The 7,056-nt window shown below is 62.0% G+C and carries 6 protein-coding genes; 3 read left to right on the top strand and 3 right to left on the bottom strand.

Features of this window, described 5'->3' with window-relative positions:
* On the top strand, positions 1 to 1,483 hold a 1,483-nt coding region (locus WBP53_RS08775), incomplete at its 5' end, for a DUF2339 domain-containing protein (protein ID WP_423927988.1).
* Positions 1,480 to 2,886: a DUF3999 family protein gene (locus tag WBP53_RS08770; RefSeq protein ID WP_423927986.1), complete on the top strand. Its 1,407-nt coding sequence runs from the start codon at positions 1,480 to 1,482 to the stop codon at positions 2,884 to 2,886. The genes WBP53_RS08775 and WBP53_RS08770, both read left to right, overlap by 4 nt.
* Here the strand turns inward: WBP53_RS08770 and WBP53_RS08765 are convergent.
* The 3 genes from WBP53_RS08765 to WBP53_RS08755 all read right to left on the bottom strand — a co-directional run bounded on the left by WBP53_RS08765 (position 2,773) and on the right by WBP53_RS08755 (position 5,475).
* Positions 2,773 to 4,065 (bottom strand): O-antigen ligase family protein, encoded by a 1,293-nt coding sequence (locus WBP53_RS08765; protein WP_423927984.1) that lies wholly within the window; start codon positions 4,063 to 4,065, stop codon positions 2,773 to 2,775. The two genes, WBP53_RS08770 and WBP53_RS08765, sit on opposite strands and share 114 nt — an antisense overlap.
* A complete protein-coding gene (locus WBP53_RS08760) occupies positions 4,062 to 5,201 on the bottom strand; it encodes a glycosyltransferase (protein WP_423927982.1) in 1,140 nt (379 codons plus the stop codon). The genes WBP53_RS08765 and WBP53_RS08760 overlap by 4 nt, the downstream gene beginning before the upstream one ends.
* Positions 5,202 to 5,265: 64 nt before the next feature.
* On the bottom strand, positions 5,266 to 5,475 hold the full coding sequence (locus WBP53_RS08755; RefSeq protein WP_423927980.1) for a zinc-finger domain-containing protein: 210 nt from the start codon (positions 5,473 to 5,475) through the stop codon (positions 5,266 to 5,268).
* A 199-nt stretch (positions 5,476 to 5,674) separates the two neighbouring features.
* On the opposite strand from WBP53_RS08755, the gene WBP53_RS08750 reads away from it, so the two are divergent.
* Entirely contained in the window at positions 5,675 to 6,931 is a 1,257-nt protein-coding gene (locus WBP53_RS08750) for a Yip1 family protein (protein WP_423927978.1), read from the top strand.
* The last annotated feature ends 125 nt before the right edge of the window (positions 6,932 to 7,056 follow it).

The raw sequence follows: 7,056 nt of genomic DNA, 5'->3' as shown, positions 1-7,056 counted from the left end.
TGTCTATCTCGTGCTTGCCACCTGGCTGATTCGTCGGGCCGGATTGCGCGTACTCGGCGAATCGTTCGCGGTGCTCGCACTCGGCTTCTCGACACTGGCCGTGCCGCTGGCACTGTCGGCGCGCACGACCGGATGCATCTTTGCCCTGGAGGGCGCCGCCCTGGTCTGGCTTGGTCTGCGTCAGCAGCGTCGCCTGCCACGCTGGATCGGTCTCGCCCTGCAATTGCTGGCGGCGGGCGCGTTCGTGCTGGCGTTCACATGGCATCCGAGCGACACGTTGCCAGTCGCAAACGGACACTTCGCCGGTGCCATGCTGATCTGTCTCGCCGGACTTGCCTGCGCCTGGCTCTATCATCGCGCCGAAGCGTCGAATGCACTGATCCTGCCGTTGTACTTCTGGGCCCTGGCATGGTGGTTCGGCGCATGGTTTTTCGAGATCGACCGCCACGTGCCAGGTGGCAGGGAGATCGCCGCAGTACTCGTCCTGTTCGCAGCCACTGCCTGGCTGGGCGCTGAAGGCGCTCGTTTCTGGCAGCGCCAGGCGCTGGCCATGACCACGGGCGTCCTTTTCTGGCTGATATTGCCGCTGAGCCTGTTGATGGCCATGGATGGCAAGGTCTTTGCCGGCTGGAACCTCATTGCCTTTGCAGTCTTTGCCGCGACGGGCTGGCGCAGCCTGGCCTGCCTTCGCAATAACGCTTCTGCTGCCCAGTCGACTGCCCATCTCGGCTGGTTCTGGGCCTGGACCCTTGCTTCCGCTCTGGCCCTCAGCGAGGCGGGTAGCGATGCCGATCTTGGCGGTGGCTGGCAGTTGGCCATGGCCGCCCTGCCGTTGCTGGGACTGTTCGCACTGGCCTTGTTCCGATCCGGCTGGATCGCGCCACCATTGACCGCGGCGTTCCCGCGCTATCGCGGCATGCTGCTTGGTTCGCTAGCCCTGGTTCTCGGCGGCGCGCTCGCCAGCAGCGTGCTTCTGTCCGGAGACAGCGAGCCACTGCCCTACCTGCCCATCCTCAATCCACTCGAACTGTTCCAACTGGCCGCGCTTGCTCTATTCGCCGCTGCATTGCGTGACCCGGATGTAGCCAGTGGCATTCGCGCGCATCGACCCAGCCTGCTCGCGATCGCCGGGTTCGTACTGATCACCTCAGCCACCTTGCGTGCCGTCCATCATCTGGGTGATATCCCGTGGAATGACATCCTACTTCGAGCCAGCCTCTCGCAAACCAGCCTGGCCGTCGTCTGGAGCATTCTCGGCGTCGCCGGCTGGGTAATTGGCTCGCGGCGCGGCAACCGGCCGCTGTGGCTGGCCAGTGCACTGCTGATGGCGGTCGTCCTTCTGAAGCTGCTGCTTATCGATCGACAGCATCTTGGCAACCTGTTTGGCATCGCTTCGTTCATCGCCTACGGACTGTTGTGCACCCTGGTTGGCTATCTCGCGCCAGCGCCTCCGAAAACGGCGGAGCGGGAGGTCGCCGCATGAAACGGCTGGCGGCCTTCCTTCTGATCGCCACCCAGAGTGTCGCAGCCGATACGGCTGCAGACTACGCTGCCGTGTTCCCGATCGAGACCCATGGCAATGAATCTGCCTGGCTGATCGAGCTGGATGGCGATGTCTATCGCTGGTCGCAAGACGAACAACTGCGCGATATCGCAATCTTCAACGCAGCGGGAAACCCGGTGCCGCTAGGCACCTGGGACGAGATCGTGCCGACAACGGCCGTGGACAATGAAGCCTTGCTGCCGTTGCTCAATCTGCCGGTCACCCTTGTTCCGAATCAACGCAACACCTGGCGCAGCCAGGGGGACAACCGGACGCGCGATCCGCGACCTGTCGAGGTGCGTGCAAGAGGCGTGCGAAAGTCACGCAGCGAATGGCTGCTCGATGCGAGCGCGCTGAATTTCGGGGTCGATACAATTACGCTCGACTGGACGTCACCGACGTCGGACGTCGTGGCCCGTTTCAACGTCGCCGGCAGCAGCGATCTCGAGCACTGGATGAATTCCGCGAACAGCGCCACGGTCGTTGCACTCGAACAGGATGGCACCCGGATCGAACGACGCGACATCAGGCTGCAACCTGGAAAATTTCCCTACTTCCTGCTGACTCGCCTGGACGATGGCGTGGAGCTGGTCGGACTGCAAGCTACGGTCAGTGGCAAATACCACGTGCGAGGCAAGCCGTTACCGTTGCAGCAGGCCCGTGCCACGCATCTCTCTACCGTCAATGATTCCATATCGAACGAAGTTCAGTACCGGTACGTGCTTCCCGCCAGACTTCCGGTCAGCCATCTCCGAATCAGCCTGTCAGAAGAAAATGCGCTCGCCCGCGTACAGGTACTGGCGGCCATGGACGCAAACGACGGCAGCACGCGCTGGAACTCGCGAGGCCAGACCGTCGCCTATCGATTGCGGCGTGGCGAAGACCTGATCGAATCTCCCGAGATGCTGCTGTCGCCAGGTGCCCGTGTCCGCGAGTTGCGCATCGACTCGGCGACACCCTTGTCCGCCCCACCGCAGATCGATGTGCGCTACCGCGCGCAGCGCGTCGTTTTTCTTGCGGAAGGGGAAGGCCCCTATGTGCTGGCCGTCGGCAGTGCGGTGGCGCGCCATCCCGAGTACCCGATGGGGACTGCAATTGCAAAGCTGCGTGAACAGGCATCGTGGCAACCGCCATCGGCAGAACTTGGCGCGATGCGCACGAGTGCCGGTCAAAGTGCCATTGAGAAACCAGTGGTGCGAAAGGATGCGCAGGGCTGGAAGCGCTGGCTGCTATGGGCGGTTCTGATCCTGGCGGCGACCGTCGTCGGCGGCTTCGCCTTGAGTCTTCTGCGCGGGAACAGCGAGCGCGGCACAGTAGATGGCCAGCAACCACCAGAACAATAGTCCCCACCACGCCGAGTAGAAGGCGAAGTGGGTATTCAATGGAAAACACATTGCGACCAAGGCCAGGCCTGGCGCAAACGCACGTGCGCGCTGCGTGGCGTCCGCCTGCCACCAGGCGCGCAATGCAAGCGTCAATGCGCCCAGCCACAACAGCAGTCCGAGCAAACCTGTTTCACTGAGTATTTCGAGCACGATCTGATGCGCGTGCGAGGCACCGATTCGGCTAACCGGGTCGACGAACGGATCACCTGCTTCGCTGTAGTCGGCATAGGCATGACGGAATCCGCGCACGCCGACGCCAGCCAGCGGATGCGCCTGGAACATCGCAATGGCAGCACTCCAAATGCGCACGCGTCCGGCAGACGCTTCATCGAATGCGTGCTCGGTTCCCTGCAACACCAGCAGGCTGCGCTCCATGCGCGCATCAAATCCTTCAGACGCCTTCCAGACACTGCCGACACTGAGGGCAATGCCCAGCACGATGCCGAGCAGCAAGGGGAGGAATCGTCGCAGGCTCTTCGTCTCGCGCCATGCGAAGACCACGCTGACCAGCGCGTAGGAGAGCCACGCCGCACGTGAACCGGCCAATAGCACCGGCACCAGCACCAACACATAGGCCAGCAACAAACCGACCCGACCGGCACGTTCACGAGCCACCAGCAATACAAACGGCGAGAGCACCACGAGCACCGGTCCCAGCTTCAGGTTGTCGGCACCAAATATTCCGGCCAGGCGCTCCAGCTCGGGCGCGCCCCCGAGGCTATTGCCGCTGAGGAACTGCACCCATGCATCAATGAGCCACAAGGTCGCTACAGCGGCGATGGCCAGCATGAACGGCGGCCAAGATGACGAACGGCGCAAGGCCCAGGCGACGAACAGCGCGAACGGAAGAAATCGCAGCGTCTCGAGTGCCGTCATCCAGGTCTTCTGCGGCACCACGGAAACGAATCCGGACAACAGGATCGGCAGCCAGTAGCCGGCGAAAAGCAAAAGCACGAGTCGCAACCCGGGGTCCGCGAGCGGGGAGAAACGATGTCTCAGGAGCAGCACCAGTCCAACCACGGCTCCGATCACGATGCCAAGCTCGGACGTTCTGCCAATCGGCAACAGCACCAGGACACTGAGCACGACCAGCAAGGCGGCGGCTTCGCTGCGTCCCACCCGCCTGGCCAGCATCATCGATCGCTGCGCCTGCGCCGGGGCTCGCTGGCCAATTCGGTGTACAACTGGAGCGTCGCTTCCTGCATGTCGGCCAGACGGTAGCGTGTCAGCGGCTGGATGGCCGGTGCGGCACGCATCAGCTCGGCCGCGCGCTCGGCCAATCGACCGCGATCACCCGGAGGAACGCGACCGGTAGGGTACAGATCCGTCAACAGTTCACCGACTCCGCCATGAGCGTAACCAAGTACCGGCCGGCAAAGTGACAGTGCCTCGATAACCGTGCGTCCAAATGATTCCCGCTGCGTGCTCAATTGCAGGATCAGGGTCGACACCGCCATCACATCACGCACATCCGAACGAGGAGGGGAAATCACCACCTGCTCCTCGATGTTGAAATTGCGGGCCAGCGCTTCGAGCTCTGCTACATAGGCTTCACGGCCTGGCTCACGTGCACCCAGCAGCAGAAGGCGCGCATCGACCCCACGGACCTTGAGGTCAGCCAGTAGCTCGATGGCGTCGGAGTGGCCTTTCAGCCGCGTACCGCGCGCGGGAAGTGTCAGCAGCGGCGCACCATCCAGTTGCGGATACTGCTCGAAAAATCGAGCCCGCCATTCATCGTCCGGTTGATGGCCAAATGGAAATTCCGCGGCATCGACGCCGCGTGGTATCAGAACCAGACGTGAAGGATTGGTGCCCTTGTAGTGCCGCAGAACATGATCGCGAACCAGGTTGGAAACACAGATGATGCGGTCGCCGCGCGCCATGATGCTGCTGTACCAGCCCGGCGAGTTAAGTCCATGCACGGTCGTGACGAAATGGGGACGCGGCGGATCGAGTCCGCGCAGCGCATGCCAACCCAGCCACGCCGGAAGCCGCGAGCGTGCATGCACGATATCGGCACGCGCATCGGCAATGATCGCGCGAAGCTTCGGCACCAGGGTCAGCGTCTTCAGCGACTTCTTCCCGATCGCAAGCTCGACGTGTTCACTGCCTTCGGATTCGAGCCGGTCAACCAGGCGCCCACCTGCAGATATGACGATCGACCTGTGCCCTGCCTTGACCAGCGCGTGACCGATCTCGAGCGCTGAACGCTCGGCACCACCAGACTCCAGCGCGGGTACCAACTGGACCACGCAAAGGCGCTGTTGTGTCACATTGGAACCTTGATCGGACAAAAAAGCCTCGGCGAGGGTTATGGGTTCAGACCTGCATGCACACTCAGCCTTCGAGAGTGAATTCGGCACCGCAATACGGGCATTTCGCTGATCCGCCCTGCTCCTCGATCGGCAAATACACCTTCGGATGCGAGTTCCACAGTGTCATTGCAGGCATCGGACAGCTCAGCGGCAGGTCGCCGGGGCCTATCCGATAGCGGTTTTCCGCATTGGCCTGCACGCGGGATTGCGTTGCTTGATCGCTGGACGACATGTGCTGACACTCCGGAAAATTGCGACAGCCAACTAGTTTAGCAGCACAGAATGTGCCAAGCGCGTCACAATGGTCGCCTCGACCGGCTCACAGGCTGGCGGAGGGGCAACGGACTACCCTGCCTGACACATCGACGTGGAATGATTTACTGTTCCACCTGCTGCGAAGCAATACCTATCACCTGAATGGGGGAGACACCATGGATTTTTCAAAGCTCATTGCTCGCGTCAAAGGCATACTTCTGACGCCAAAAACCGAATGGCCCGTCATCGCCGCAGAAGCGGAAACGGTAGCCGGCCTGTACAAGAACTACATTCTCATCCTGGCCGCGATTCCAGCCGTATTCGGCTTTATCAAGGGCAGCGTGATCGGCTACACCATGTTCGGCGTGACCGTGCGTACACCGTTTGTCAGCGGCATCTTCGGCATGCTCGTCGCCTATGGCCTCACCCTGGTCGTGGTTTATCTGGTGGCCATGATCATCAATGCACTGGCGCCCAGTTTCGGTGGCGAGAAAAACCAGACCCAGGCGCTCAAGGCTGCGGCCTATACCTATACCGCAAGCTGGATCGCCAGCGTTGCAACGGTGATTCCGTGGATCGGCTGGCTGGTTGTCCTCGCCGGCGCAGCCTATGGCATCTACCTGCTCTATCTCGGCCTTCCGCACACCATGCGTTGCCCGCAGGAGAAGTCGGTGGGTTACACGATCGTCACGATCATCATCGGATTCGTCCTCAGCATCGTGGTCGGCATGGTCGTGGGTGGCATTACCGCCGCCGGAACCACGGCAGGGGCGATCAACTACGGCAACAGCAGCAGCAACGTGACGATCGATACCGATAGCACGCTTGGCAAGTTTGCCGCCATGGGCCAGCAGCTGGAGAAGCAGAGCAAGAAGATCGAAGCTGCCAAGCGCAGTGGTGATGCCAACGCGCAGGCCGAGGCTGCCGGCGCGATGCTCGGTGCCATGCTGGGGGGCGGCGACCAGGTCGAAGCCCTTCCGCCGGATGCGATCAAGCAGTTCCTTCCGGAAAAACTGGCGGGCTTCAAGCGTGAATCGATTTCAGTGGAGCGCAGTGGTGCGATGGGCGTCCAGGTGAGCACCGGGCGCGCCACCTATCGGGATGCCAACGAAAACCGCCTTCAACTGGAAGTTACCGACATGGGCGGTGCCAAGGGCATCATGGCGCTGGCCGGGTTCGCCAATGTCGAATCGGACAAGCAGACCGACTACGGCTACGAAAAGACCTACAAGCAGGACGGCCGCCTGATCAACGAACGGTGGGACAACAACGGCAACAACGGCGAATTCGGCATCATTCTGGGCGATCGCTTCTCGGTGAAGCTGAGCGGAAATGGTGAAGGCCTGGACATGAACATCCTGAAATCCGCGCTCTCCTCGCTCAACCTTGGCGGCCTCGAAGCGATGAAGAACCAGGGCGTCAAGCAGGGTTGAACCACAGCCACAGCTCAACCGCGGGTAGCACCCTGAGTCACACTGGCGGCCCAGGCGCCCAGATCACGAGCCCGCGATCGGCCCTGATCAGCAGTTCAGAATAGCGGCGGCGCCCGAGCGCCGCC

Source organism: Dokdonella sp., assembly GCF_049593775.1.
Taxonomy (GTDB): Bacteria; Pseudomonadota; Gammaproteobacteria; order Xanthomonadales; family Rhodanobacteraceae; genus Dokdonella.
This window is presented reverse-complemented; position numbering and strand designations above follow the sequence as displayed.